The organism is Pseudomonas benzenivorans, from assembly GCF_033547155.1.
Lineage (GTDB): Bacteria > Pseudomonadota > Gammaproteobacteria > Pseudomonadales > Pseudomonadaceae > Aquipseudomonas > Aquipseudomonas benzenivorans_B.
On record NZ_CP137892.1, the window covers coordinates 969,515 to 995,407 of the forward strand.

Consider the following 25,893-nt stretch of genomic DNA (forward strand, 5'->3'; position numbering starts at 1 on the left):
GGCGGCGCAGTATAGGGAGGCGGTTGCGCCCGGTCAATCCACTTGCGTGGCCAGCTTGGGGGATTTCCGGTAAGCTTTGCCGCCCTGAAATACGACTCCCTCCCGCCATGCGCGTTGCCGACTTCCACTTCGAGCTACCCGATTCCCTGATTGCCCGCTACCCCCTGGCCGAGCGCCGGGCCAGTCGCCTGCTGGTGCTGGATGGGCCGAGCGGGCAGCTCGCCCACCGCCAGTTCGGCGATCTGCTGGGCTACCTGCGCCCCGGCGACCTGATGGTGTTCAACGATACCCGGGTGATTCCGGCGCGCCTGTTCGGTCAGAAGGCCAGCGGCGGCAAGTTGGAGGTGCTGGTCGAGCGGGTATTGGACAGCCACCGGGTGCTGGCCCATGTGCGTGCGAGCAAGTCTCCCAAGCCGGGCTCGACCATCCTGCTCGACGGTGGCGGCGAGGCGCAGATGCTGGCGCGCCACGAGGCGCTGTTCGAGTTGCAGTTCACCGAAGAGGTGCTGCCGCTGCTCGAGCGCATCGGTCACATGCCGTTGCCGCCCTATATCGATCGCCCGGACGATAGCGCGGATCGCGAGCGCTATCAGACCGTGTATGCCGCGCGCGCCGGTGCGGTGGCGGCGCCGACCGCCGGCCTGCACTTCGATCAGGCGATGCTCGCGGCGATCGCCGAGAAGGGCGTCGAGACCGCCTTTGTCACCCTGCATGTGGGTGCCGGGACCTTTCAGCCGGTGCGGGTCGAGCGCATCGAGGATCACCACATGCACAGCGAATGGCTGGAGGTCGGTCAGGCGGTGGTCGATGCCGTGGCCGCCTGTCGCGCCCGTGGCGGGCGGGTGATCGCGGTCGGCACCACCAGCGTGCGCTCGCTGGAGAGCGCGGCGCGCGATGGTGTGCTCAAGGCATTCAGCGGCGACACCGACATCTTCATCTATCCGGGGCGGCCGTTGCACGTGGTCGACGCCCTGGTCACCAACTTCCATTTGCCGGAGTCGACCCTGCTGATGCTGGTGTCGGCCTTCGCCGGCTATCCGGAAACCATGGCGGCCTATAAGAGCGCGGTCGCCGAGGGTTATCGCTTCTTTAGTTATGGTGACGCCATGTTCGTCACCCGCAATCCCGCGCCGCGCGGGCCCGAGGAAACTGTATGACGCGCACCTGTCGCATGTCTTTCGAGTTGTTGGCGACCGATGGCAAGGCGCGCCGGGGGCGTTTGACCTTTCCCCGGGGCGTAGTCGAGACCCCGGCGTTCATGCCGGTGGGCACCTATGGCACGGTCAAGGGCATGTTGCCGCGGGACATCGAGGCCATAGGCGCGCAGATCATCCTCGGCAATACCTTCCACCTGTGGCTGCGTCCGGGCACCGAGGTGATCAAGCGTCACGGCGACCTGCACGACTTCATGCAGTGGCAGGGGCCGATCCTCACCGACTCCGGTGGTTTCCAGGTGTTCAGTCTGGGCGCCATGCGCAAGATCAAGGAGGAGGGGGTGTACTTCGCCTCGCCGGTCGATGGCTCCAAGGTGTTCATGGGGCCGGAAGAGTCGATGCAGGTGCAGCGCGACCTCGGCTCGGACATCGTGATGATCTTCGACGAGTGCACGCCCTATCCGGCCGAGTTCGACGTGGCCAAACGCTCCATGGAGCTGTCGCTGCGCTGGGCCAGGCGTTCCAAGGAGGCCCATGGCGACAGCAGTGCGGCGCTGTTCGGCATCGTCCAGGGCGGCATGCATGAAGAGCTGCGCCTGCGTTCGCTGGAGGAGCTGAGCGAGATCGGCTTCGACGGCCTGGCCATCGGCGGGCTGTCGGTCGGCGAGCCCAAGGAGGAGATGATCCGGGTGCTGGACTACCTGCCGGCGCAGTTGCCGGCGGACAAGCCGCGCTACCTGATGGGCGTCGGGACGCCTGCGGACCTGGTCGAGGGCGTGCGCCGCGGCGTGGACATGTTCGACTGCGTGATGCCGACCCGCAATGCGCGCAACGGCCACCTGTTCGTCGAGACCGGGGTGTTGAAGATCCGCAATGCGGTGCACAAGCACGACGACTCGCCGCTGGACCCCGCGTGCGACTGCTACACCTGCCAGCATTTCTCCCGGGCCTATCTGCATCATCTGGATAAGTGCGGCGAAATGCTGGGAAGCATGCTCAATACAGTGCACAACTTGCGCCACTATCAGCGCCTCATGGCTGGTTTGCGCGAGGCAATTCAACAGGGTACATTGGCCGCCTTCGTCGATGCCTTCTATGCGCGACGCGGGCTGCCGACACCGCCCCTCGCCTGATCTATCGCTGTTCTCAAAGACCTTTCCAACAGGAGTGTTACATGAGCTTTTTGATCCCCGCTGCTTATGCCGATGCGGCTGCCCCGGCCGCCGGTCCTGCCGGCACCGGTTTCGAGTGGGTGTTCCTGGTCGGTTTCCTGGTCATCTTCTATCTGATGATCTGGCGTCCCCAGGCCAAGCGTGCCAAGGAACACAAGAACCTGATCGGCAACCTGCAGAAGGGTGACGAAGTGGTGACCAGCGGCGGCATCGCCGGCAAGGTTACCAAGGTCAGCGACGACTTCGTGGTCATCGAGGCGTCCGACACGGTGGAGCTGAAGATCCAGAAGGTGGCCATCGCCGCCACCCTGCCCAAGGGCACGCTGAAAGCCATCTGAGCTCCACATCATCACCATTCGACGGGGCGCTAAATGCGCCCCGCGTCATAACGGGCGGCGTCATGCTCAATAAGTTTCCTCTGTGGAAGTACCTGCTGATCGTGGCTGTGCTGGCGATCGGCTTCGTCTATTCGGCACCCAACCTCTACCCGGACGATCCGGCCATCCAGATCAGTGGCAACAGCACGGCGATGCGCGTCGAGCAGGCCGATCTGGAGCGCGCCGGTCGCGCGCTGAACGAGGCTGGCATCGAGGTCAAGGCGATGAGCCTGGCCGAGCAGGGGCGCGGCGGTCTGCTGCGTCTGGTCAGCCAGGAAGATCAGCTGCCGGCCAAGGATGTGGTGCGCAGGGTTCTGGGTGGCGACTTTGTGGTGGCCCTGAACCTGGCACAGACCACGCCGGACTGGCTGCGCAACCTGGGCGCCGGTCCGATGAAGCTGGGTCTGGACCTGTCCGGTGGTGTGCACTTCCTGCTGGAGGTGGACATGGACAAGGCCCTGGATGCCCGGCGCAAGGTCTACGAGGGCGAGGTCAAGAGCCTGCTGCGCAAGGAGCGGGTGCGTTATCGCAGCCTGCCTCAGGCTAATGAAGCGATTCAATTGGGCTTCGCCGATGCAGCGACCCTGGAGCAGGCCGAGCGCCTGATCCGCAAGGAGTTCAACGACTTCGAGCTGGTCGCCGTCGAGCGCAACGAGATGCAGGTGCTGCGCCTGAGCCTGACCCCGGCCAAGCTCGCCGAGATTCGCGAGTACTCGATCAAGCAGAACCTGACCACGGTGCGTAACCGGGTCAACGAGCTCGGTGTGGCCGAGCCGCTGGTCCAGCGTCAGGGCGCCAACCGTATCGTGGTGGAGCTGCCGGGCGTGCAGGACACCGCCGAGGCCAAGCGCATTCTCGGCAAGACCGCCAACCTCGAGTTCCGCCTGCAGGCCGAGCTGGATGCGCCGCGGGCGGCCACCGAAACCTTCGAGTTTCGCGAGGAGGGTCGGCCACCGGTGCAGCTCGAGCGCGAGCTGATCATCACCGGCGACCAGGTCACCGACGCTCAGGCCAGCTTCGACGAGAACGGTCGCCCGCAGGTGAACATCCGTCTGGATGGCCATGGCGGCGACCTGATGAACCGCGCCACGCGTAACAACGTGGGACGCAGCATGGCGGTGATCTTCATCGAGCAGAAGCCGGTGACCCGCTACGCGCGGCAAACGGTCGACGGCGTCGAGCAGGAAGTGGCGATCCCGGGGTTCGTCGAGGAGAAGAAGATCATCAGCCTGGCGACCATCCAGTCGCCGCTCGGCAGCCAGTTCCGCATCACCGGCCTGGACGGCCAGGGCGAGTCCTCCGAGCTGGCCCTGCTGCTGCGTGCCGGCGGCCTGGCGGCGCCGATGTACTTCGCCGAGGAACGCACCATCGGCCCGAGCCTGGGTGCCGACAACATCGCCAAGGGCGTCGAGGCCTCGCTCTGGGGCATGCTGTTCGTCTCGCTGTTCATTATCGCCATCTACCGCTACTTCGGCGTGCTGGCGACCATTGCCCTGGGCTTCAATATGGTGCTGCTGCTGGCGCTGATGTCGCTGCTCAGCGCCACCCTGACCCTGCCGGGCATCGCCGGTATCGTGCTGACCATGGGTATGGCTGTGGATGCCAACGTGCTGATCTTCTCGCGCATCCGTGAGGAAATCGCCAATGGCATGTCGATTCAGCGCGCCGTCCACGAAGGCTTCGATCGTGCCTTCACGGCCATCGTCGACGCCAACCTGACCACCCTGCTGGTCGGCGGCATTCTCTTCGCCATGGGTACCGGTCCGGTCAAGGGCTTTGCCGTGACCCTGTCGCTGGGGATTCTCACCTCGATGTTCACGGCGATTCTGGTGACCCGCGCCATGGTCAACCTGAGTGTCGGTGGACGTGACTTCAAGAAGCTGTGGATCTAAGGGGCTGAGATGAATCGTACGATCAACTTCATGGGCGTGCGCAATATCGCGTTCGCCCTCACGGTGGTCCTGACGCTCCTGTCGTTGGGCAGCCTGTTCATCAAGGGTCTGAACCTGGGGCTGGATTTCACCGGCGGCACCCAGATCGAGCTGGGTTACGAGCAGCCGGCCGACCTCGGCAAGGTGCGTCAGCGGCTGGCCGAGGCCGGTTTCGCCGATGCCGTGGTGCAGAGCTTCGGTGCGACCACCGATGTGGTGGTGCGCATGCAGGGCGACGATCCCGGCCTGGGCAACAAGGTCGCCACGGCCCTGGGTCAGTCCGGCGATGCAGTCGAGGTGAAAAAGGTCGAGTTCGTCGGGCCGCAGGTGGGCGAGGAGCTGCGCGATCAGGGCGGGCTCGGCATGCTCCTGGCGCTGGGCGGGATCATGCTGTATCTGGCCTTTCGCTTTCAGTGGAAGTTCTCGATGGGGGCCATGGTCTCCCTGGTGCATGACGTCATCGTCACCCTGGGCTTCCTGTCGTTCTTCCAGATCACCTTCGACCTGACGGTGTTGGCGGCCTTGCTGGCGATTATCGGTTACTCGTTGAACGACACCATCGTGGTGTTCGACCGGGTGCGCGAGAACTTCCGCGTGCTGCGCAAGACCAGCCTGATCGACAACATCAACATCTCCACCACCCAGACGCTGCTGCGCACCCTGGCAACCTCGATTTCCACGCTGCTGGCAATCGGCGCGCTGCTGCTGTTTGCCGGTGACAACCTGTTCGGCTTCGCCATCGCGCTGTTCATCGGGGTGTTCGCCGGTACCTACTCGTCGGTCTATATCGCCAACGTGGTGCTGGTATGGCTCGACCTGACGGTCGAGGACCTGATCCCGCCGGTGGTGGCCGAAGAGGTCGACGAGCGCCCCTGAGTTCGAGAGCTCCGTCGCACTCGCGGTGGTTGGATGCGGTCGTCGTGGAACTTGCCGCGAGACCCTCGGGTCCAACCCTGCGAATGAGGCGGGATGCGCCGGATGGACTGGGATTCAGGAGAAAGCCATGAACAAGTCGATGCTCGTGGGGGCGGTATTGGGTGCCGTGGGTGTCACCGCCGGTGGCGCGGTGGCGACCTACAAGCTGGTCAGTGCGCCAGAGTACGCGGAGGTGCTTGCCGTGCAGCCGGTCAAGGAAACCATCAAGACGCCGCGCGAGGTGTGCCAGGACGTGACGGTGACCCGGCAGAAGCCGGTGCAGGACCAGCACCGCATCGCCGGTACTGCCATAGGCGCGGTGGTCGGGGGCTTGCTCGGCAATCAGGTGGGCGGCGGTACCGGCAAGAAGATTGCCACGGTCGCCGGTGCAGTCGGCGGCGGTTATGCCGGCAACAAGGTGCAGGAGAACATGCAGGCCAGCGACACCTACACCACCACCGAGCGGCGTTGTAATACGGTGACCGATACCAGCGAGGAGCTGGTCGGCTACGACGTGAAGTACCAGCTCGACGGCAAGGTCGGTCAGGTGCGTATGGATCATGATCCGGGTCGGCAGATCCCGGTCGGCGATGATGGTCGGCTGGTGCTGACGCAGTCCGTGCAGTGATGCGGCGCTGCGCCGAACCCTAGGAAGCGCCCCGCGGGGCGCTTTTTCGTGGGCGATAAAAAACCGGCGCTAGGCCGGTTTTTTGTGTTCGCTGACGCGGCTTAGCGCTTCAGGCTCGTCGAAAGGTGCGGCTGGATTGCGGTCAGCACGGCCTTGAAGCACTTGGTGTTGCCGGCGACTATCTGGCCCTTCTCGAGGAATTCGTGGCCGCCGCTGAAGTCGCTGACCAGGCCGCCCGCCTCCTGGATCAGCAGGGCGCCGGCGGCCATGTCCCACTCGGACAGGCCGAACTCCCAGAAGGCGTCGAAGCGCCCGGCGGCGACGTAGGCCAGGTCCAAGCTGGCGGCGCCGGCGCGGCGTACGCCGGCGGTCTGACCGACCAGGCTGCGGAACATGCCCAGGTAGTTTTCCAGGTTGTCGAGCTGGCTGTCGCGGAACGGGAAGCCGGTGCCGAGCAGGGCGCCTTCCAGGCTCTTGCGTGTGCTGACGCGCAGGCGGCGGCCGTTGAGGGCGGCGCCGCGACCGCGGCTGGCGGTGAATTCTTCCTGACGGACCGGGTCGATGATCACCGCGTGCTCGAGGCGACCGCGGTACTTGCAGGCCACGCTGACGGCGAAGTGCGGGACGCCGCGGATGAAGTTGGTGGTGCCGTCCAGTGGGTCGATGATCCACTGGTAGTCGGCGCCTTCGCCTGTCCCTTCGATCGCAGCGCCTTCCTCGCCGCGGAAGCCGTGGTTCGGGTAGGCCTTGCGCAGGGCCTGGATGATCAGTTGTTCGGCGGAGCGATCGATCTCCGTCACGTAATCTTTGGCATCCTTCTCGTCGACCGAGATGACGTCCAAGCGTTCGATCGAGCGGAAGATCATTTCACCGGCGCTACGGGCTGCGCGCAGCGCGATATTCAGCATGGGCTGCATGGATGTTCACCTGGGTCGTTAAAGAAAGCCGGCCATTCTAGCAGAAAAGCCCGTTGGTTGAAGTGCCGCCTGCGCCGCGCATGGCATTAATGGGGGGGGTTCTGTAATATTTCCTCCCCTTGTATTTGCAATGTGAGCCCTCGAGTTGCTGCAGAACATTCGCGTGGTTTTGGTCAATACCAGTCATCCCGGCAACATCGGCGGGGCTGCGCGCGCCATGAAGAACATGGGGTTGTTGCGCCTGGTGCTGGTCGACCCGGTTGACTTTCCCAGTGGCGAGGCGGTGGCGCGGGCCTCCGGTGCTACGGATATCCTCGATGCGGCGCAGGTGGTCGGCACCCTCGAAGAGGCATTGGTCGGGTGCAGCCTGGTGCTCGGTACCAGTGCGCGGGATCGACGCATTCCCTGGCCGCTGCTGGACCCGCGTGAGTGCGGGGTGGCAAGCTGCGAGCAGGCGGCGCAGGGCGGCGAGGTGGCCCTGGTGTTCGGGCGCGAATACGCCGGCCTGACCAACGAAGAGCTGCAGCGTTGCCAGTTTCATGTGCACATTCCCTCCGATCCGCAGTTCAGTTCGCTGAATCTGGCGGCGGCGGTGCAGGTGCTGGCCTACGAGGTGCGCATGGCCTGGCTGGCGGCGCAGGACCGGCCGACCAAGGTCGCCAAGCTGGAAACCACTGCGATGCTCGACATGCAGCCGGTGACGGCGGACGAGTTGGAGTCCTTCTATGCGCACCTGGAGCTGTCCTTGGTGGAAATCGGTTTTCTCGATCCGGCCAAGCCGCGGCATCTGATGAGTCGCCTGCGTCGGTTGTACGGGCGCAGCGGCATCAGCAAGCTGGAAATGAATATCTTGCGTGGCATTCTGACCGAGACGGTCAAGGCCGCGCGTGGTGAGCACCATAGGCAGGGGAAATCTGATGTTTGAGCGCATGCGGGAAGATATCCAGAGCGTATTTCACCGCGATCCGGCGGCGCGCAATGCGCTCGAGGTGGTGACCTGCTACCCGGGCTTGCATGCGGTGTGGCTGCATCGCGTGGCGCATGCCTTGTGGACTTCGGGCTGGAAGTGGCTGGCGCGGCTGGTGTCGAACTTCGGTCGCTGGTTGACCGGCGTCGAGATTCATCCGGGGGCCAAGATAGGTCGGCGCTTCTTCATCGATCACGGCATGGGCATCGTCATCGGCGAGACGGCCGAGATCGGTAACGATGTCACCCTCTACCAGGGGGTGACCCTGGGGGGTACCAGCTGGAACGCGGGTAAGCGTCACCCGACCCTGGAAGATGGCGTGGTGGTCGGTGCGGGGGCCAAGGTGCTCGGGCCCTTCACGGTCGGTGCGGGGGCGAAGATCGGCTCCAACGCCGTGGTCACCAAGGCGGTGCCGGCCGGCGCTACGGCCGTGGGGATTCCCGGGCGGATCATCGTCAAGGTCGATGGCGAGCAGGAGGCCAAGCGCCAGGCCATGGCGGAGAAGCTCGGCTTCGATGCCTATGGTGTCGGCCAGGACATGCCCGACCCGGTGGCGCGCGCCATCGGTCAGCTGCTCGATCATTTGCAGGCCGTCGACGGTCGCCTGGAAGGCATGTGCAGTGCGCTCACCGCCTTGGGCAGCGACTACTGCGCGAAGGAATTGCCGGCGCTGCGCGACGAGGATTTCGCCGACGTCTGCAAGGATCAGGACGGCAAACCGGCCGCCTGATGCGTGGTGCGCGGCATTCTGCTATGCTGCGCGCCCTTCGTGTCGCCTAATTCCGAGTGAATCCATAGGTCTTATAGTTGACTTAAATACTCGGGAATTGCATACTCGCGGCGAATAGTGATCCCGTGGTAACCCTCCATGCGACTGACCACCAAAGGCCGCTATGCCGTCACGGCGATGCTCGACCTGGCGCTTCACGCGCAGCAGGGTCCGGTGTCTCTCGCCGATATTTCCGAGCGTCAGGGCATTTCCCTGTCCTATCTGGAGCAGCTGTTCGCCAAGTTGCGACGCGGCAACCTGGTGTCCAGCGTGCGTGGCCCGGGCGGCGGTTATCAGTTGTCGCGTGACATGCGCGGTATCCAGGTGGCCGAGGTGATCGACGCGGTCAACGAGTCGGTCGATGCCACTCGCTGCCAGGGGCAGGGCGATTGCCACGGCGGCGACACCTGTCTGACCCATCACCTGTGGTGCGACCTCAGTCAGCAAATTCACGAATTCCTCAGTGGCATCAGCCTCGCCGACCTGGTGACGCGCCGCGAGGTGCAGGAAGTCGCTCAGCGTCAGGACCAGCGTCGCTGCAGCAGTGGCTTGATGCCGCATCTGGACAAGATTGAAGCGTCCACCGTCGATTGAATGCAAGGGCGCCGGGCTGCGAGGCCCGTGACCTGATAGGAGAGAGTCAATGAAATTGCCGATTTACCTCGATTATTCCGCCACCACGCCGGTCGACCCGCGTGTCGCCCAGAAGATGAGTGAGTGCCTGCTGGTCGATGGCAACTTCGGTAACCCGGCGTCGCGTTCCCACGTGTTCGGCTGGAAGGCCGAAGAGGCGGTGGAAAATGCTCGCCGTCAGGTCGCCGAGCTGGTAGGGGCCGATCCGCGCGAGATCGTCTGGACCTCCGGCGCCACCGAGTCCGACAATCTGGCGATCAAGGGTGTGGCCAACTTCTACAGCAGCAAGGGCAAGCACCTGGTTACCTCGAAGATCGAACACAAGGCGGTCCTCGACACCATGCGCCAGCTGGAGCGCGAGGGTTTCGAGGTCACCTACCTCGAGCCGGGCGAAGACGGCCTGATCACCCCGGCCATGGTCGAGGCGGCGCTGCGCGATGACACCACCCTGGTGTCGATCATGCATGTGAACAACGAGATCGGCACGATCAACGACATCGCCGCCATCGGCGAGTTGACCCGCTCCCGCGGCGTGCTGTTCCATGTCGATGCCGCCCAGTCCACCGGCAAGGTGGCAATCGACCTGGAGAAGCTCAAGGTCGACCTGATGTCCTTCTCGGCGCACAAGACCTATGGCCCCAAGGGGGTCGGTGCCCTGTACGTGCGACGCAAGCCGCGCGTGCGCCTGGAGGCCCAGACCCATGGCGGCGGCCACGAGCGCGGCATGCGTTCCGGGACCCTGGCCACCCACCAGTGCGTCGGCATGGGCGAGGCCTTCCGTATCGCCAAGGAGGAGATGGCCCAGGAGAACCAGCGCGTGCTGGCCCTGCGCGACCGCTTCTTCGCCCAGGTCGACGGCCTGGAAGAGCTGTACGTCAACGGCAGCCTGACGGCCCGCGTGCCGCACAACCTCAATCTGAGCTTCAACTACGTCGAGGGCGAGTCGCTGATCATGGCGCTCAAGGACCTGGCGGTCTCCTCCGGTTCGGCCTGCACCTCGGCCTCCCTGGAGCCCTCCTACGTGCTGCGCGCCCTGGGGCGCAACGACGAGCTGGCGCACAGCTCCATCCGTTTCACCTTCGGTCGCTTCACCACCGAAGAAGAAGTCGACTACGCCGCGCAGAAGGTTCGCGAGGCGGTCACCAAGCTGCGCGAGTTGTCGCCGCTGTGGGACATGTACAAGGACGGTGTCGATCTGTCGAAGATCGAGTGGGCAGCACACTAACAAGCGAGCTGCCGAAGAGCGGCACCTGATGAGAGAGGAATAGCAGCATGGCATACAGTGAAAAGGTCATCGACCATTACGAAAACCCGCGCAACGTCGGCAAGATGGACGCCGAAGACCCCAGCGTCGGCACCGGCATGGTCGGCGCGCCGGCCTGCGGCGACGTGATGCGCCTGCAGATCAAGGTCAACGAGCAGGGCGTGATCGAAGACGCCAAGTTCAAGACCTACGGCTGCGGTTCGGCCATCGCCTCCAGCTCCCTCGCCACCGAGTGGATGAAGGGCAAGACCCTGGACGAGGCCGAGACCATCAAGAACACCCAGCTGGCCGAGGAACTGGCGCTGCCGCCGGTGAAGATCCACTGCTCGGTGCTCGCCGAGGACGCCATCAAGGCAGCTGTGCGCGACTACAAGCAGAAGAAAGGCTTGCTCTAAGGAGGACTATCGATGGCTATCAGCATGACCGAAGCTGCCGCGCAGCACGTGCGCCGCTCCCTCGAGGGGCGCGGCAAGGGCGAAGGCATTCGCCTGGGCGTGCGCACCACCGGCTGTTCCGGCCTGGCTTATGTGCTGGAGTTCGTCGATGAGCCAGCCAGCGAGGACCAGGTATTCGAGAGTCACGGGGTCAAGGTGATCATCGATCCGAAGAGCCTGGTGTACCTCGACGGCACCGAGCTGGACTTCGTCAAGGAAGGGTTGAACGAAGGCTTCAAGTTCAACAATCCCAACGTGCGCGGCGAATGCGGCTGCGGCGAGAGCTTCAACATCTGAGGCGCTTGTGGGAAGTCCTTGTCATTTCGCCCTGTTCGACCTGCAGCCGAGCTTCCGCCTGGATATAGACGACTTGGCCGCGCGTTATCGCGAGTTGGCCCGTAGCGTTCATCCGGATCGCTTCGCCGACGCCTCCGAGCGTGAGCAGCGCATGGCCCTGGAGCGCTCGGCCAGCCTCAACGAGGCCTACCAGACCCTGCGGCATGCGCCGCAGCGTGCGCGTTACCTGCTGGCCCTGAGTGGCCCCGAGTTGCCGCTGGAGGTCACGGTGCAGGATCCGGGTTTCCTGATGCAGCAAATGCACTGGCGCGAAGAGCTGGAGGAGCTGCAGGACAGCGCCGACCTGGCCGGCGTGGACACCTTCAAGCGTCGCCTGAAAGTGGCTCAGGATGAGCTGAACGAGAGCTTCGCCAGCTGCTGGGACGACCCGGCGCGGCGCGAGGAGGCCGAGCGCTTGATGCGACGGATGCAATTCCTCGACAAGCTCGCCCACGAGGTGCGCCAGCTGGAAGAGCGCCTCGACGATTAACGCTCGCAGTCAGCCTGCGTACCTGAAATCCAGATAAGCACTTATTAATCATGGCCTTACTGCAGATCGCTGAGCCCGGACAGAGCCCCCAGCCACACCAGCGTCGCTTGGCTGTGGGGATAGATCTGGGTACCACCAATTCGCTGGTCGCCGCCCTGCGCAGCGGCCTGTCCGAGCCGCTACCAGATGCCGAGGGGCGGGTGATCCTGCCCTCGGTGGTGCGCTATCACTCCGACCGGATCGAGGTGGGTGAGGCTGCCAAGGCCGCCGCCCCCGGCGACCCGCTGAATACCGTGCAGTCGGTCAAGCGCCTGATGGGCCGCGGCCTGGAAGACGTCAAGCAGCTGGGCGAGCAGCTGCCCTACCGCTTCGTCGGCGGTCAGTCGCATATGCCCTTCATCGACACGGTGCAGGGGCCGAAGAGCCCGGTGGAGGTTTCCGCCGATATCCTCAAGGTGCTGCGCGAGCGCGCCGAGAGCACCCTGGGCGGCGAGCTGGTCGGTGCGGTGATCACCGTGCCGGCCTACTTCGACGAGGCGCAGCGTCAGGCCACCAAGGATGCCGCGCGCCTGGCCGGGCTGAATGTGCTGCGCCTGCTCAACGAGCCCACCGCGGCGGCCGTGGCCTATGGCCTGGATCAGCAGGCCGAAGGCGTGGTGGCGATCTACGACCTGGGCGGCGGCACCTTCGATATCTCCATCCTGCGCCTGACCCGTGGCGTGTTCGAGGTGTTGGCCACCGGCGGCGACAGCGCCCTGGGCGGTGACGACTTCGACCATGCCATCGCCGGCTGGATGGTCGAGCAGGCCGGTCTGTCCGCCGACCTGGACCCCGGCGCCCAGCGCAGCCTGCTGAGCGAGGCCTGCGCGGCGAAGGAGGCGCTCAGCGCCAATGCCTCGGTGGAGGTGAGCCATGGCGAATGGCATGGCGTGCTGACCCGCGAGTGTTTCGACGCGCTGATCGAGTCGATGGTGGCGCGCAGCCTCAAGGCCTGCCGCCGCGCCGTGCGCGATGCCGAGATCGAGCTGGAGCAGGTCGAGGCGGTGGTCATGGTCGGCGGCTCGACCCGGGTGCCGCGGGTGCGCCAGGCGGTCAGCGAGCTGTTCGGTCGCGAACCCTTGACCGATATCGATCCGGATCAGGTGGTCGCCATCGGTGCGGCCATCCAGGCCGATACCCTGGCCGGCAACCAGCGCGGCGAGGGCGAAGAGCTGCTGTTGCTGGATGTGATCCCGCTGTCCCTCGGCCTGGAAACCATGGGCGGGCTGATGGAGAAGCTGATTCCGCGCAATACCACCATCCCGGTGGCGCGGGCCCAGGACTTCACCACCTACAAGGATGGCCAGACGGCCATGATGATTCACGTGCTGCAGGGCGAGCGCGAGCTGATCAGCGACTGCCGCTCCCTGGCGCGTTTCGAGTTGCGCGGCATTCCGCCTATGGTGGCCGGTGCGGCGAAGATTCGCGTGACCTTCCAGGTCGATGCCGATGGCCTGCTCAACGTGGCGGCCCGCGAGCTGGCCTCGGGGGTGGAGGCGAGCATTCAGGTCAAGCCGTCCTACGGCCTGACCGATGGCGAGATCGCCCGTATGCTGCAGGATTCCTTCCAGCATGCCGGCGACGACAAGGCGGCCCGCGTGCTGCGCGAGCAGCAGGTCGACGCCCAGCGTCTGCTCGAGGCCGTCGAGGCCGCCCTGCAGGCCGATGGCGAGCGCCTGCTCAGCGGCGAGGAGCGCCTGGCGATCGAGTCGCAGATGGATGAGTTGCGCGAACTGATGGCCGGGTCCGATGGCCTGGCCATCGAGCAGCAGACCAAGCGTCTGACCCAGCTGACCGATGCCTTCGCGGCGCGGCGTCTGGATGCCACGGTCAAGGCCGCCCTGGCCGGCCGTAGTCTTAACGAAATCGAGGAATAAGCATGCCGCAGGTGATTTTTCTGCCCCACGCCGAGCACTGTCCCGAGGGCGCGGTTATCGAGGTGGAGGCGGGCGAAACCGTGCTCAATGCGGCGCTGGCTCACGGCATCGACATCGAGCATGCCTGCGAGAAGTCCTGCGCCTGCACCACCTGTCACGTGGTGATCCGCGAGGGCTTCGGCTCTTTGGAGCCTTCCGACGAGCTGGAAGACGACATGCTCGACAAGGCCTGGGGGCTGGAGCCAAACTCGCGCCTGTCCTGTCAGGCGGTGGTGGCGGATCAGGACCTGGTGGTGGAGATTCCCAAGTACACCATCAACCAGGTCTCCGAAGGCCACTGATTCCCCCGAGTGAAGGAGCAGTTCATGAGTCTGAAATGGACCGATGTGCTGGAAATCGCCATCCAGCTCGCCGAGAGCAAGCCGGAAGTCGATCCGCGCTACGTCAACTTCGTCGATCTCCATCGCTGGGTGCTGGACTTGCCGGAGTTCGCCGACGACCCCCAGCGCGGTGGCGAGAAGGTGCTCGAGGCGATTCAGGCGGCCTGGATCGAAGAGCTCGACTGAGCCGGGCGCCGGCATGGCGCCACCCTACGCATTTAACCGGAACCCGCGTATAATTCGCGGGTTTAATTTTTCGCTTTAATCCCTGTTTCTGGAGTTTTTCATGGCTGTTCAACGTACCTTCTCCATCATCAAGCCCGACGCCGTCGCCAAGAACGTCATCGGCGAGATCACCACTCGCTTCGAGAAAGCCGGCCTGCGCGTCGTCGCCTCGAAGATGGTCCAGCTGTCCGAGCGCGAAGCCGCCGGTTTCTACGCCGAGCACAGCGAGCGCGGTTTCTTCAAGGACCTGGTCGCCTTCATGACCTCCGGTCCGGTCATCGTCCAGGTCCTGGAAGGTGAAGACGCCATCGCCAAGAACCGCGAGCTGATGGGCGCCACCAACCCGAAGGAAGCCGCTGCCGGCACCATCCGCGCCGACTTCGCCGTGTCCATCGACGAGAACGCCGTGCACGGCTCCGACTCCGAGGCGTCCGCTGCTCGCGAAATTGCCTACTTCTTCGCCTCCACCGAGGTGTGCGCGCGCATTCGCTAAGGCGAACCACGCGAGGGTGAAGCCATGACTGAAGCTACCGGCAAGATCAACCTGCTGGGTCTGACCCAGCCAGAAATGGAACGGTTCTTCGAGAGCATCGGGGAAAAGCGCTTCCGTGCCGGCCAGGTGATGAAATGGATTCACCACTTTGGCGTCGATGACTTCGACGCCATGAGCAATGTCGGCAAGGCCTTGCGCGAGAAGCTCAAGGCCTGTGCCGAGATTCGCGGCCCGGAAGTGGTCAGCGAAGATATTTCCACCGACGGCACCCGCAAGTGGGTGGTGCGGGTGGCGTCCGGCAGTTGCGTCGAGACCGTGTACATCCCCCAAGGCGGGCGTGGCACCCTGTGCGTCTCGTCCCAGGCCGGTTGTGCCCTGGACTGCAGCTTCTGCTCCACCGGCAAGCAAGGTTTCAACAGCGATCTCTCCGCCGCCGAGGTGATCGGCCAGGTGTGGATCGCCAACAAGTCATTCGGCACCGTGCCGGCGAAGATCGATCGCGCCATCACCAACGTGGTGATGATGGGCATGGGCGAGCCGCTGCTGAATTTCGACAACGTGGTCGCCGCCATGAAGATCATGATGGACGACCTCGGTTATGGCATCTCCAAGCGCAAGGTGACCCTGTCCACCTCGGGCGTGGTGCCGATGATCGACAAGCTGGGCGAGGTCATCGACGTGTCGCTGGCGCTGTCGCTGCATGCGCCCAACGACGAGCTGCGCAACCAGCTGGTGCCGATTAACAAGAAGTACCCCCTGGACATGCTGCTGGCGGCCTGCAAACGCTATGTCTCGCGCCTCGGCGAGAAGCGCGTGCTGACCATCGAGTACACCCTGCTCAAGGATGTCAACGATAAACCGGAGCATGCTGAGGAAATGATCGCACTTCTCAAGGAAGTGCCTTGCAAGATCAACCTGATCCCGTTTAATCCCTTCCCTCACTCCGGCTACGAGCGGCCGAGCAACAATGCCATCCGCCGCTTCCAGGACCTGCTGCACAAGGCCGGGCACAACGTCACCGTGCGCACGACCCGTGGCGAGGACATCGATGCCGCCTGTGGCCAGCTGGTCGGCCAGGTCATGGATCGCACCCGCCGCAGCGCCCGCTATATCGCCGTGCGTGAATTGAGCAGCGAGACCGAAACGCCGCGTTCCGCCGCCAATCGAACCTGAAGAGAGGAAACCCATGACCTTGCGCCCAGCGCTGTTCTTGTTCATCGCCAGCTTGTTGGCCGGATGCGTTTCGACCGGCGGCACCGATCCGATGAGAACCGACAAGGGGCGCGACGAGGCCCGCGAGGCCTATGTGCAACTGGGGCTTGGCTATCTGCAGAATGGTGCCAGCGAGCGGGCCAAGGTGCCGTTGAAGAAGGCCCTGGAGCTCGACCCTTCCGATGCCGATGCCCATGCGGCCCTGGCGCTGGTGTTCCAGATCGAGATGGAGCCCAAGCTGGCCGACGACCACTACCGCAAGGCGCTGGCGCAGCGCGGCGACGATGCCCGCCTGCTGAACAACTACGGCAGTTTCCTGTACGAGCAGAAGCGCTATCAGGAGGCATTCGAGCGCTACCAGCAGGCGGCCCGGGACACCCTCTACCCGGAGCGCTCGCGGGTATTCGAGAACCTCGGGATGACCGCCCAGATGCTTGGCCAGCGCGAACAGGCCAAGACCTATTTCGAACGTTCGCTGCGCCTCAACAGCCGTCAGCCGCGGGCGTTGCTGGAGATGGCCCAGATGTATTTCGATGACCGCCAGTACGTGCCGGCCCGCCGTTACTACGACAGCTACAGCGCATTGGCCGAGCAGAATGCCCGCAGCCTGCTGCTCGGTGCGCGCCTGGCGAAGATCTTCGAGGACCGCGACACCGCGGCCAGCCTCGGCTTGCAGTTGAAGCGTCTTTATCCCGGTACCCCGGAATATCAGCAATACCTGTCGGAGCAATGATGAAAGCGGCGCATTCCGAAGAAGCAGTGGCCCAGCAGGTCAATCCCGGCGAGTCCTTGCGTGTAACCCGCGAAAGCAAGGGCTGGACGATCGCCGAAGTGGCGACCCAGCTCAACCTGACGCCCCAGCGCCTGGGGCAGATCGAGGCCGGCGCCTTCGACCAGCTGCCGGGCCATACCTTCGCCAGGGGCTATATCCGTGCCTATGGCAAGCTGCTGGGCATGGACCAGGCGCGCCTGGTGCTGGAGTTCGATCAGTTCACCGGCAGCAACGCCGCCGGCAGCAGCGTGCACAGTCTCGGCCGCATCGAGCAGCCGCTGAGCTATTCGCAGCAGGCCCTGCGTTTCGCTAGTCTGGCCTTGCTGGTGGCCTTGGTCGGCGTGGGCTTCTACTGGTGGCAGGAGCAGGCCCAGCGGCCGCTCGAGGAGTCGGCCGTGACCAGCCTCGAGCACGTCGAAGTCGAAGGCGTCGATGGCACCACCCAGCTGCATGTTCTCGACGAGCCGGAGGATCAGGCGGTCGCGGCGGCCCAGGAGTCGTCCCAGCTGAGCCTCGCCGAGGCGTCGCCCGAGCAGGACGAGCCCGCAGACACTCAGTCGCCCGCCGAGCCGACCGAGGCCCCTGCTGCCCTGGAGTCCGCCAGCCCTGTGGCGCTCCAGCCCGCGATGCCGGCAGAGCCTGTGGTCGAGGCCGCCACCGTGGAGCAGGCCGAAGCGACTGGCGCGGTAGCCGAAGAGGTCCCCCAGCCCCCGACGCTGGCCGCTGGCGAGGGCAGGGTGCAGGTGACGTTCACCGCCGATTGCTGGACCCAGGTGACCGACGCCAACGGCAAGATTCTGATCAGCGCGCTGAAGCGGGGCGGCGATAGCCTGGCGCTGACCGGCAAGGCCCCCCTGGAGTTGCGCCTGGGCTTTGCCCGCGGCGCGCAGGTGACTTACAACGGCAAGCCGGTGGATGTCGCCCCCTTCACCTCGGGCGAGACCGCCCGCGTGAAACTGGGTGGGCAATAAGATGCATTGCGAATCGCCGATCAAGCGCCGCCAGTCGCGGAAAATCTGGGTAGGTTCGGTACCGGTGGGCGGCGATGCGCCCATCTCGGTGCAGAGCATGACCAACACCGACACCAACGACGTGGCCGCCACCGTGGCGCAGATCCGTCGCCTGGAAGAGGCCGGCGCCGATATCGTGCGTGTCTCGGTGCCGGACATGGACGCCGCCGAGGCCTTCGGCAAGATCAAGCAGCAGGTCAATCTGCCCCTGGTGGCCGACATTCACTTCGACTACCAGATCGCCCTGCGCGTGGCCGAACTGGGCGTCGACTGCCTGCGCATCAACCCCGGCAACATCGGTCGCGAGGACCGGGTGCGGGCGGTGGTCGAGGCCGCGCGGGACAAGGGCATCCCGATCCGCATCGGGGTCAACGCCGGCTCCCTGGAGAAGGACCTGCAGAAGAAATACGGCGAGCCGACGCCGGCCGCGCTGGTCGAGTCGGCCCTGCGCCATGTCGAGCACCTGGACCGGCTGAACTTTCCCGACTTCAAGGTCAGCGTCAAGGCCTCCGACGTGTTCATGGCGGTGGAGGCCTACAGGCTGCTGGCCAAGCAGATCGAGCAGCCGCTGCACCTGGGCATCACCGAGGCCGGCGGCCTGCGCTCCGGCACGGTGAAGTCGGCGGTGGGCCTGGGCATGCTGCTGGCCGAGGGCATCGGCGATACCATCCGCATCTCCCTGGCGGCCGATCCGGTCGAGGAGATCAAGGTCGGCTTCGACATCCTCAAGTCGCTGCGCCTGCGCTCGCGCGGCATCAACTTCATCGCCTGCCCGAGCTGCTCGCGGCAGAACTTCGATGTGGTCAAGACCATGAACGAGCTGGAGGCGCGGGTCGAGGACCTGCTGGTGCCGCTGGACGTGGCGGTGATCGGCTGCGTGGTCAATGGCCCGGGCGAGGCCAAGGAGGCCCATGTCGGCCTCACCGGCGGCTCGCCGAACAACCTGGTGTATATCGACGGCAAGCCGGCGCAGAAACTGAACAACGACAACCTGGTGGACGACCTGGAGCGCCTGATCCGCCAGAAAGCGGCCGAGAAGGTCGCCGCAGAGGCCGCGCTGATCGTGCGCGGCTGACTGCGAACCCGAACTGTTAAGGAATCCAATTGAGCAAGTCCCTGCAAGCCATCCGTGGCATGAACGACATCCTGCCGGAGCAGACCCCGCTCTGGCGCTACTTCGAAGACAGCGTGGCGCGCCTGCTCGATGGCTACGGCTACCGGCAGATCCGCATGCCGATCGTCGAGTTCACCGAGCTGTTCAAGCGCTCGATCGGCGAGGTCACCGATATAGTCGAGAAGGAGATGTATACCTTCGACGACCGCAACGGCGACTCCCTGACCCTGCGCCCGGAGGGCACCGCGGCCTGCGTGCGGGCGGTGCTCGAGCACGGCCTGGCCGGCGCCGGGCAGAGCCAGAAGCTCTGGTACATCGGCCCGATGTTCCGCCACGAACGCCCGCAGAAGGGCCGCTACCGCCAGTTCCACCAGATCGGCGTGGAGGTCTTCAACATCGACGGCCCGGACATCGACGCCGAGCTGATCGTGCTGACTTGGCGCCTCTGGGGGCTGCTGGGGCTGCGCGACGCGGTGACCCTGGAGCTCAACAGCCTGGGCACCAGTGCGGCCCGTGCGGTCTACCGCGAGGCCCTGGTCGAGTACCTGAGCGCGCGCGCCGAGCAGTTGGACGAAGACAGCCGCCGGCGCCTGAGCAGCAACCCGCTGCGCGTGCTCGACAGCAAGAACCCGGAGACCCAGGCCCTGCTGGCCGATGCACCGAGGCTGGCGGACTACCTGGACGAGGAGTCGCGCATCCACTTCGAGGGGCTGAAGGCGCGCCTGGATGCCGCCGGCATTCCCTATGTGATCAACCCCAAGCTGGTGCGCGGCCTGGACTACTACAGCAAGACCGTGTTCGAGTGGACCACCGACAAGCTCGGTGCCCAGGGCACGGTGTGCGCCGGTGGCCGCTACGACGGCCTGGTCGAGCAGATGGGCGGCAAGCCGACCCCGGGTGTCGGTTTCGCCATGGGCATCGAGCGCCTGGTGCTGCTGCTCGAGACCCTGGAACTGGTGCCGGCGGACATCGCCCGTCAGGTCGATGTCTACCTCTGTGCCTTCGGCGAGCCTGCGGAGCTGGCGGCCCTGGCCCTGGCCGAGCGCCTGCGTGATCAGCTGCCGGGGCTGCGCTTGCAGGTCAACGCCGGCGCCGGCAGCTTCAAGAGTCAGCTGAAGAAGGCGGACAAGAGCGGCGCACTCTACGCGCTGGTCCTGGGAGAAGACGAACTGGCCCGGCAAGTGGTAGGTTGCAAGCCGCTGCGGGATCAGGGCGAACAACAGAGCATCGCCTGGGCGGACCTGGCCGAGCGCCTGGCCGCCTGCCTCGAGCAGGCTTAACAGCACACGCCGATTTAGCGAAATAGGAGTATTGGGGTGGAGTCGCGTACCGAAGAAGAACAGCTGGCGATGATCAAGGAGTGGTGGCAGCGCAACGGCATGCCGTTGCTCACCGGCGCGCTGTTGGCGCTGGTGGCGGTGTTCGGCTGGCAGGGCTGGCAGAAGTACCAGAGCAGCCAGGCGCAGAGTGCCTCGGTGATCTACCAGCAGCTGCTGGAGACCGCGCTCGACCCGAGCGGCGAACCGGATGCGGCCAAGGTCGCCGAGTTGGGCAAGCAGCTCAAGGACGAGTTCGGCGGCAGCCATTACGCCCAGTACGGCAGCCTGTTCATCGCCAAGGTGGCGGTCGAGTCCGGCAAGCTGGAGGATGCGGCGAGCGAATTGCAGGCGATAGTCGATCAGCCGGCGGACGCGACCCTGGAAGAGCTGGCGCGTCAGCGTCTGGCCCGCGTTCTGGCGGCTCAGGACAAGACCGAGGCCGCGCTGCAGTTGCTCGAGGGCGATGCCGATCAGGCCTATCTGGCCAGCCGCGAAGAGCTCAAGGGCGACCTGCTGGCGACCCTGGGCCGCGATGATGAGGCCCACGCCGCCTACCTCAAGGCCAAGGCCGCACTGGCCGAAGACGCCGCGGTGGGTGGCCTGCAAATGAAGCTCGACGACCTGGCAAAAGGGGATGCGTGACGTGAAGCGTTGGAAGAATGCCGCGCTGTTGGCCCTGGCCGTACTGGCCGTGGGCTGCAGCAGCAACAGTAAGAAGGAACTGCCGCCTGCCGAGCTGACCGACTTCGAAGAAGAGGTGCAGCTGCAGAAGGAGTGGAGCCGCTCGATCGGCGAGGGCCAGGGCGAGACCTTCAACATGCTGGTCCCGGCGGTCGATGGCGAGACCATCTACGCCGCCGATGTCGAGGGCCTGGTCATGGCGCTGGACCGCAAGAGCGGCGATGTGCGCTGGAAGCAGGAGCTCGAGGCGCCGGTGTCCGGTGCGGTCGGTGCCGGTTACGGTCTGGTCCTGCTGGGCACGTTGAAGGGCGAGATCATCGCCCTGGACACCGCCTCCGGCGAGGAAAAGTGGCGTGCGCGGGTGACCAGCGAAGTGCTGGCGGCGCCGGCGACCAACGGCGACGTGGTGCTGGTGCAGACCCAGGACGACCGCCTGATCGCCCTGGATGCCGACACCGGCAGCCAGCGCTGGATCTTCGAGAGCACCCCGGCGGTACTGACCCTGCGCGGCACCGGCAGTCCGGTGCTGACCAATCGCCTGGCCATCGCCGGCCTGTCCAGCGGCAAGGTCATCGCCCTGGACGCCCAGCGCGGCCTGCCGGTCTGGGAGCAGCGCGTGGCGGTGCCTCAGGGCCGTTCCGAGCTGGACCGCGTGGTGGACATCGACGGCGGCCTGCTGCTGTCCGGCGGTACCCTCTATGCGGTCAGCTACCAGGGCCGTGTCGCGGCGCTGGAACTGGAGAGCGGGCGGATCCTCTGGCAGCGCGAGGCCTCCAGCTCGGTGGGCGTGGCCCAGGGCTACGGCAACGTCTACGTCAGTCTGGCCAGCGGCACGGTGGAAGGCATCGACGAGCGCAGCGCCTCGGCGCTGTGGAGCAACGACGCCCTGGCGCGTCGTCAGCTGTCGGCGCCGGAGGTGTTCTCCAGCTATGTGGCCTTCGGCGACCTGGAGGGTTACCTGCACCTGATCAGCCAGGTGGACGGCCGCTTCGTCGGCCGCGAGCGCATCGACAGCGAGGGCCTGCGCGCCCGTCCGCTGGTGGTCGGCGAGTGGCTGTACGCCTTTGGCAACGGCGGCAAGCTGGTGGCCTTGACCATCAAGTGACCCGGCGCTAGAGGGCCAGGCTAGACTGCACGGCGAGGCCGTGCGGCGGCTCGGCCCCTGCTGTGAATTCGGCCGCTGCCCTGGCAGCGGCCTTTGTATTTTCTGAAATAACGTAGTGGAGAGCCTAATGGTTCCCGTAATTGCCCTGGTGGGCCGCCCGAACGTCGGCAAGTCGACCCTCTTCAACCGCCTGACCAAGACCCGCGACGCCATCGTCGGCGACCTCTCCGGCTTGACCCGCGACCGCCAGTACGGCGAGGCCAAGTGGCAGGGGCGCACCTATATCGTCATCGACACCGGGGGTATCTCCGGCGACGAGGAGGGCATCGATGCGAAGATGGCCGAGCAGTCGCTGCAGGCCATCGAAGAGGCCGATGCCGTGCTGTTCCTGGTCGATGCCCGGGCCGGGCTGTCGGCCTCCGACCAGATGATCGGCGAGCACCTGCGCAAGCGTAACAAGCACAGCTTCCTGGTGATCAACAAGGTCGACAACCTCGACCCCGACCTGGCCCGTGCCGAATTCAGCCCCCTGGGCATGGGCGAGGCCCTGGCCATCGCCGGCGCTCACGGCCGCGGCATCACCCAGATGCTCGAGGCGGTGCTGGGCGGCTTTCCCAAGGACGCCGGCGAGCCGGAGGAGGGCGAGGAGGCCGAAGAGGTGGCCGAGGGCGAGGAAGCCAAGCGCATCCCCGGGCCCAGCGAGAAGGACGGCATCAAGCTGGCGATCATCGGCCGGCCCAACGTCGGCAAGTCGACCCTGGTCAACCGCATGCTCGGCGAGGACCGGGTGATCGTCTACGACCAGGCGGGGACGACCCGGGACAGCATCTACATCCCCTTCGAGCGCGACGACGAGAAGTACACCCTGATCGACACCGCCGGCGTGCGTCGCCGCGGCAAGATCTTCGAGGCGGTGGAGAAGTTCTCGGTGGTCAAGACCCTGCAGGCCATTCAGGATTCCAACGTGGTGGTGTTCGTCATGGACGCTCGCGAAGGGGTGGTCGATCACGACCTCAACCTGCTCGGCTTCGTCCTGGAGAGCGGCCGCGCCCTGGTCATCGCCCTGAACAAGTGGGACGGCATGGAGCCGAGCGAGCGCGACTACGTGAAGACCGAGCTGCAGCGCCGGCTGTTCTTCGTCGATTTCGCCGACATCCACTTCATCTCGGCGCTGCACGGCACCGGCGTCGGCCACCTGTACAAGTCGGTGCAGGCCTCGTTCCAGTCGGCGATCACCCGCTGGCCCACCAGCCGCCTGACCCAGATCCTCGAGGACGCGGTGCGCGAGCACCAGCCGCCGCTGGTCAACGGCCGGCGCATCAAGCTGCGCTACGCCCACCTCGGCGGCGCCAACCCGCCGCTGATCGTGATCCACGGCAACCAGGTCGAGTCGGTGCCCCGTGCCTACTCGCGTTACCTGGAGAACACCTACAGGCGCGTGCTCAAGCTGGTCGGCACGCCGATCCGCATCGAATACAAGGGCGGCGAGAACCCCTACGAGGACAAGAAGAACACCCTCACCGACCGCCAGGTGAACAAGAAGCGCCGCCTGATGAGCCACCACAAGAAGGCCGAGAAGAAGCGCAAGGACAAGAAGCGCTGACCCCGGTCGTCCGCCACACACGGAAGGCGCCCGCGGGCGCCTTTTTCGTGCCCGGACGATCGGCTATCCTGCGCCCTCGACAGCGCCCGCCAGGCGCGCTGAGCCGCAGGAAGACGTCATGATCACCAGCAAGCTGCCGCATGTCGGCACCACCATCTTCACCCGCATGTCCCAGCTCGCCGCCGAGACCGGCGCGCTCAACCTGTCCCAGGGCTTCCCCGATTTCGATGGGCCGCAGGCGCTGCGCGACGCCGTCGCCCGGCACATCGCCGCCGGCCACAACCAGTACGCGCCGCTGGCCGGCTTGCCGGCGTTGCGCCAGCAGGTGGCGGCGAAGATCGCCCGCAGCTATGGCCGCACGGTCGACATGGACGGTGAGGTGACCATCGCTCCGGGTGCCACCCAGGGCATCTTCTGCGCCATCCAGACGCTGATCCGCCCGGGCGACGAGGCGATCGTCTTCGACCCCTGCTACGACAGCTACGAGCCCTCGGTGGAGTTGGCCGGCGGCCGCTGCGTGCACGTGCCCCTGGCCCTGCCGGATTTCGCCATCGACTGGCAGCGCCTGGCCGACGCCCTGAGCCCCAGGACCCGGCTGATCGTCCTCAACAGCCCGCACAACCCCAGCGGCGCGCTGATCTCCCGCGCCGATCTGGACCGGCTGGCGGCGCTGATTCGCGACCGCGACATCTACCTGATCAGCGACGAGGTCTACGAGCATCTGGTGTTCGACGGCGCGCGGCACGCCAGCGTGCTGGCCCACGAGGAGTTGTACGCGCGGGCCTTCGTGGTCAGCTCGTTCGGCAAGACCTATCACGTCACCGGCTGGAAGACCGGCTACGTGGTGGCGCCGCCGGCGCTCACCGCCGAGCTGCGCAAGGTGCACCAGTACGTCAGCTTCTGCGGCGTCACGCCGTTGCAGTGGGCCCTGGCCGACTACATGGCCGAGCACCCCGAGCATGTCGAGGAGCTGCCGGCCTTCTACCAGGCCAAGCGCGACCTGTTCTGCGACCTGCTCAAGGACTCACGCTTCAGCTTCCAGCGCGCGCCCGGTACCTATTTCCAGCTGGCCGACTATTCGGCGATCCGCGACGACCTGGACGACGTGGCCATGGCCGAGTGGCTGACCCGCGAGCACGGCGTGGCGACCATCCCGGTGTCGGTGTTCTACCAAGAGCCGCCCAAGGACCTGCGCCTGGTGCGCTTCTGCTTCGCCAAGCGCGAGGACACCCTGCGTCAGGCCGCGGAGAAGCTATGCGCGATCTGACGGCGTTACCCGATCTGCAACTGGCGTTGGTGCAGACCGAGCTGGCCTGGCACGACCCGGCGGCCAACCTCGCCCACTTCGAGTCCCTGGTGGAACAGGCCCGGGGCGCCGACCTGGTGGTGCTGCCGGAGATGTTCACGACCGGTTTCTCCATGGACTCGGCCTGCCTGGCCGAGCCGGAGGGTGGGCCGAGCAGCCAGTGGTTGCTGGCCCAGGCCGTGCGCCTGCAGGCGGTGGTGACCGGCAGCCTGATCGTCCAGGCCGCCGATGGCCGCTACCGCAACCGCTTGCTCTGGGCGCGCCCGGACGGCTCCCTGGCGCACTATGACAAGCGCCACCTGTTCCGCATGGCCGGCGAGCACAAGCACTACGCCGCGGGCGCGGAGCAGCTGCTGGTGGAGCTCAAGGGCTGGCGCATCCGCCCGCTGATCTGCTACGACCTGCGCTTCCCGGTGTGGAGTCGCGACCCGCGGGACACCGACCTGTTGCTGTACACCGCCAACTGGCCGGCCGCGCGGCGCCATCATTGGAACCGCCTGTTGCCGGCCCGGGCGATCGAGAACCTGTGCTACGTGGCGGCGGTCAACCGCATCGGCACGGACGGCAAGGGCCACCCCTACAGTGGCGACAGCCAGGTGCTGGATTTCCAGGGCGAAGCCTTGCTCGAGGCCGGGACGGCCGGCGGGGTGTTCCGTGTCACGCTGTCCGGCACCGACCTGGCTGCGTACCGGGAGCGCTTTCCCGCCTACCTGGATGCCGATGCCTTCGAACTGAAGCCCTAGCCTGGGTCGAGCGCAACGATACCCAGG

General features: G+C 65.7%; 28 protein-coding genes. 27 read left to right on the forward strand and 1 reads right to left on the reverse strand.

All coding sequences use genetic code 11. The features are described 5' to 3' along the window. The first annotated feature begins 107 nt into the window (after positions 1–107). From queA to SBP02_RS04540, 6 genes are all read left to right on the forward strand, one after another. Positions 108–1,157 carry a tRNA preQ1(34) S-adenosylmethionine ribosyltransferase-isomerase QueA gene (queA, locus tag SBP02_RS04515; RefSeq protein ID WP_318645206.1) on the forward strand — a complete coding sequence of 350 codons (1,050 nt, stop codon included), beginning with the start codon at positions 108–110 and terminating at the stop codon, positions 1,155–1,157. Between the two features lie 14 nt (positions 1,158–1,171). Continuing rightward, positions 1,172–2,287: a tRNA guanosine(34) transglycosylase Tgt gene (tgt, locus tag SBP02_RS04520; protein WP_318646298.1), complete on the forward strand. Its 1,116-nt coding sequence runs from the start codon at positions 1,172–1,174 to the stop codon at positions 2,285–2,287. A gap of 41 nt (positions 2,288–2,328) precedes the next feature. Further along, the gene (gene yajC, locus SBP02_RS04525; RefSeq protein ID WP_208708637.1) at positions 2,329–2,664 is read left to right on the forward strand and encodes a preprotein translocase subunit YajC; all 336 of its coding nucleotides are present in this window, start codon (positions 2,329–2,331) and stop codon (positions 2,662–2,664) included. Positions 2,665–2,726: 62 nt separating this feature from the next. After that, entirely contained in the window at positions 2,727–4,595 is a 1,869-nt protein-coding gene (gene secD / locus SBP02_RS04530; protein ID WP_318645207.1) for a protein translocase subunit SecD, read from the forward strand. Between the two features lie 9 nt (positions 4,596–4,604). After that, complete coding sequence (gene secF, locus SBP02_RS04535) at positions 4,605–5,510, forward strand: protein translocase subunit SecF (RefSeq protein ID WP_318645208.1); 906 nt, start codon at positions 4,605–4,607, stop codon at positions 5,508–5,510. A gap of 127 nt (positions 5,511–5,637) precedes the next feature. After that, positions 5,638–6,177 carry a glycine zipper 2TM domain-containing protein gene (locus SBP02_RS04540; protein WP_318645209.1) on the forward strand — a complete coding sequence of 180 codons (540 nt, stop codon included), beginning with the start codon at positions 5,638–5,640 and terminating at the stop codon, positions 6,175–6,177. A 101-nt stretch (positions 6,178–6,278) separates the two neighbouring features. Here the strand turns inward: SBP02_RS04540 and suhB are convergent, their stop codons facing one another. Next, complete coding sequence (gene suhB / locus SBP02_RS04545) at positions 6,279–7,094, reverse strand: type III secretion system regulator SuhB (protein ID WP_318645210.1); 816 nt, start codon at positions 7,092–7,094, stop codon at positions 6,279–6,281. Between the two features lie 145 nt (positions 7,095–7,239). Here suhB and trmJ point away from each other — a divergent pair, with 145 nt between their 5' ends. From trmJ to SBP02_RS04650, 21 genes are all read left to right on the forward strand, one after another. After that, the gene (gene trmJ / locus SBP02_RS04550) at positions 7,240–8,019 is read left to right on the forward strand and encodes a tRNA (cytosine(32)/uridine(32)-2'-O)-methyltransferase TrmJ (RefSeq protein WP_318645211.1); all 780 of its coding nucleotides are present in this window, start codon (positions 7,240–7,242) and stop codon (positions 8,017–8,019) included. After that, a complete protein-coding gene (gene cysE / locus SBP02_RS04555) occupies positions 8,012–8,791 on the forward strand; it encodes a serine O-acetyltransferase (RefSeq protein ID WP_318645212.1) in 780 nt (259 codons plus the stop codon). The genes trmJ and cysE overlap by 8 nt, the downstream gene beginning before the upstream one ends. A 138-nt stretch (positions 8,792–8,929) precedes the next feature. Next, positions 8,930–9,424, forward strand: a complete 495-nt coding sequence (iscR, locus tag SBP02_RS04560; RefSeq protein ID WP_318645213.1) for a Fe-S cluster assembly transcriptional regulator IscR — start codon at positions 8,930–8,932, stop codon at positions 9,422–9,424. Positions 9,425–9,473: 49 nt separating this feature from the next. Continuing rightward, entirely contained in the window at positions 9,474–10,688 is a 1,215-nt protein-coding gene (locus SBP02_RS04565; RefSeq protein WP_318645214.1) for an IscS subfamily cysteine desulfurase, read from the forward strand. A 47-nt stretch (positions 10,689–10,735) separates the two neighbouring features. Beyond that, positions 10,736–11,122 carry a Fe-S cluster assembly scaffold IscU gene (iscU, locus tag SBP02_RS04570; protein WP_090239371.1) on the forward strand — a complete coding sequence of 129 codons (387 nt, stop codon included), beginning with the start codon at positions 10,736–10,738 and terminating at the stop codon, positions 11,120–11,122. Between the two features lie 12 nt (positions 11,123–11,134). Next, entirely contained in the window at positions 11,135–11,458 is a 324-nt protein-coding gene (iscA, locus tag SBP02_RS04575) for an iron-sulfur cluster assembly protein IscA (RefSeq protein WP_208708646.1), read from the forward strand. A gap of 7 nt (positions 11,459–11,465) precedes the next feature. Further along, on the forward strand, positions 11,466–11,987 hold the full coding sequence (gene hscB, locus SBP02_RS04580) for a co-chaperone HscB (protein WP_318645215.1): 522 nt from the start codon (positions 11,466–11,468) through the stop codon (positions 11,985–11,987). Between the two features lie 50 nt (positions 11,988–12,037). After that, positions 12,038–13,903 (forward strand): Fe-S protein assembly chaperone HscA, encoded by a 1,866-nt coding sequence (hscA, locus tag SBP02_RS04585; RefSeq protein WP_318645216.1) that lies wholly within the window; start codon positions 12,038–12,040, stop codon positions 13,901–13,903. A 2-nt stretch (positions 13,904–13,905) separates the two neighbouring features. Further along, entirely contained in the window at positions 13,906–14,244 is a 339-nt protein-coding gene (gene fdx / locus SBP02_RS04590; protein ID WP_318645217.1) for an ISC system 2Fe-2S type ferredoxin, read from the forward strand. Between the two features lie 24 nt (positions 14,245–14,268). Beyond that, the gene (gene iscX / locus SBP02_RS04595; protein ID WP_318645218.1) at positions 14,269–14,469 is read left to right on the forward strand and encodes a Fe-S cluster assembly protein IscX; all 201 of its coding nucleotides are present in this window, start codon (positions 14,269–14,271) and stop codon (positions 14,467–14,469) included. Between the two features lie 100 nt (positions 14,470–14,569). Further along, positions 14,570–15,001 (forward strand): nucleoside-diphosphate kinase, encoded by a 432-nt coding sequence (ndk, locus tag SBP02_RS04600; protein ID WP_208708651.1) that lies wholly within the window; start codon positions 14,570–14,572, stop codon positions 14,999–15,001. 24 nt (positions 15,002–15,025) lie between these two features. After that, positions 15,026–16,174, forward strand: a complete 1,149-nt coding sequence (gene rlmN / locus SBP02_RS04605; RefSeq protein WP_318645219.1) for a 23S rRNA (adenine(2503)-C(2))-methyltransferase RlmN — start codon at positions 15,026–15,028, stop codon at positions 16,172–16,174. Between the two features lie 13 nt (positions 16,175–16,187). Next, entirely contained in the window at positions 16,188–16,946 is a 759-nt protein-coding gene (gene pilW, locus SBP02_RS04610) for a type IV pilus biogenesis/stability protein PilW (protein ID WP_318645220.1), read from the forward strand. Then, positions 16,946–17,956, forward strand: a complete 1,011-nt coding sequence (locus tag SBP02_RS04615; protein ID WP_318645221.1) for a RodZ family helix-turn-helix domain-containing protein — start codon at positions 16,946–16,948, stop codon at positions 17,954–17,956. Before pilW ends, SBP02_RS04615 begins: the two co-directional genes overlap by 1 nt. A 1-nt stretch (position 17,957) precedes the next feature. Continuing rightward, complete coding sequence (ispG, locus tag SBP02_RS04620) at positions 17,958–19,070, forward strand: flavodoxin-dependent (E)-4-hydroxy-3-methylbut-2-enyl-diphosphate synthase (protein ID WP_318645222.1); 1,113 nt, start codon at positions 17,958–17,960, stop codon at positions 19,068–19,070. Positions 19,071–19,099: 29 nt separating this feature from the next. Next, positions 19,100–20,389: a histidine--tRNA ligase gene (gene hisS / locus SBP02_RS04625; protein WP_318645223.1), complete on the forward strand. Its 1,290-nt coding sequence runs from the start codon at positions 19,100–19,102 to the stop codon at positions 20,387–20,389. A gap of 69 nt (positions 20,390–20,458) precedes the next feature. Continuing rightward, on the forward strand, positions 20,459–21,070 hold the full coding sequence (locus SBP02_RS04630; protein WP_318646299.1) for a tetratricopeptide repeat protein: 612 nt from the start codon (positions 20,459–20,461) through the stop codon (positions 21,068–21,070). After that, entirely contained in the window at positions 21,063–22,214 is a 1,152-nt protein-coding gene (bamB, locus tag SBP02_RS04635) for an outer membrane protein assembly factor BamB (protein ID WP_318645224.1), read from the forward strand. The genes SBP02_RS04630 and bamB overlap by 8 nt, the downstream gene beginning before the upstream one ends. Positions 22,215–22,341: 127 nt before the next feature. Continuing rightward, positions 22,342–23,817, forward strand: coding sequence for a ribosome biogenesis GTPase Der (gene der / locus SBP02_RS04640; RefSeq protein WP_318645225.1), 1,476 nt, complete (start codon positions 22,342–22,344; stop codon positions 23,815–23,817). A gap of 118 nt (positions 23,818–23,935) precedes the next feature. Further along, complete coding sequence (locus SBP02_RS04645) at positions 23,936–25,084, forward strand: pyridoxal phosphate-dependent aminotransferase (protein WP_318645226.1); 1,149 nt, start codon at positions 23,936–23,938, stop codon at positions 25,082–25,084. Beyond that, positions 25,072–25,866: an amidohydrolase gene (locus SBP02_RS04650; protein ID WP_318645227.1), complete on the forward strand. Its 795-nt coding sequence runs from the start codon at positions 25,072–25,074 to the stop codon at positions 25,864–25,866. Before SBP02_RS04645 ends, SBP02_RS04650 begins: the two co-directional genes overlap by 13 nt. Positions 25,867–25,893: the final 27 nt, after the last annotated feature.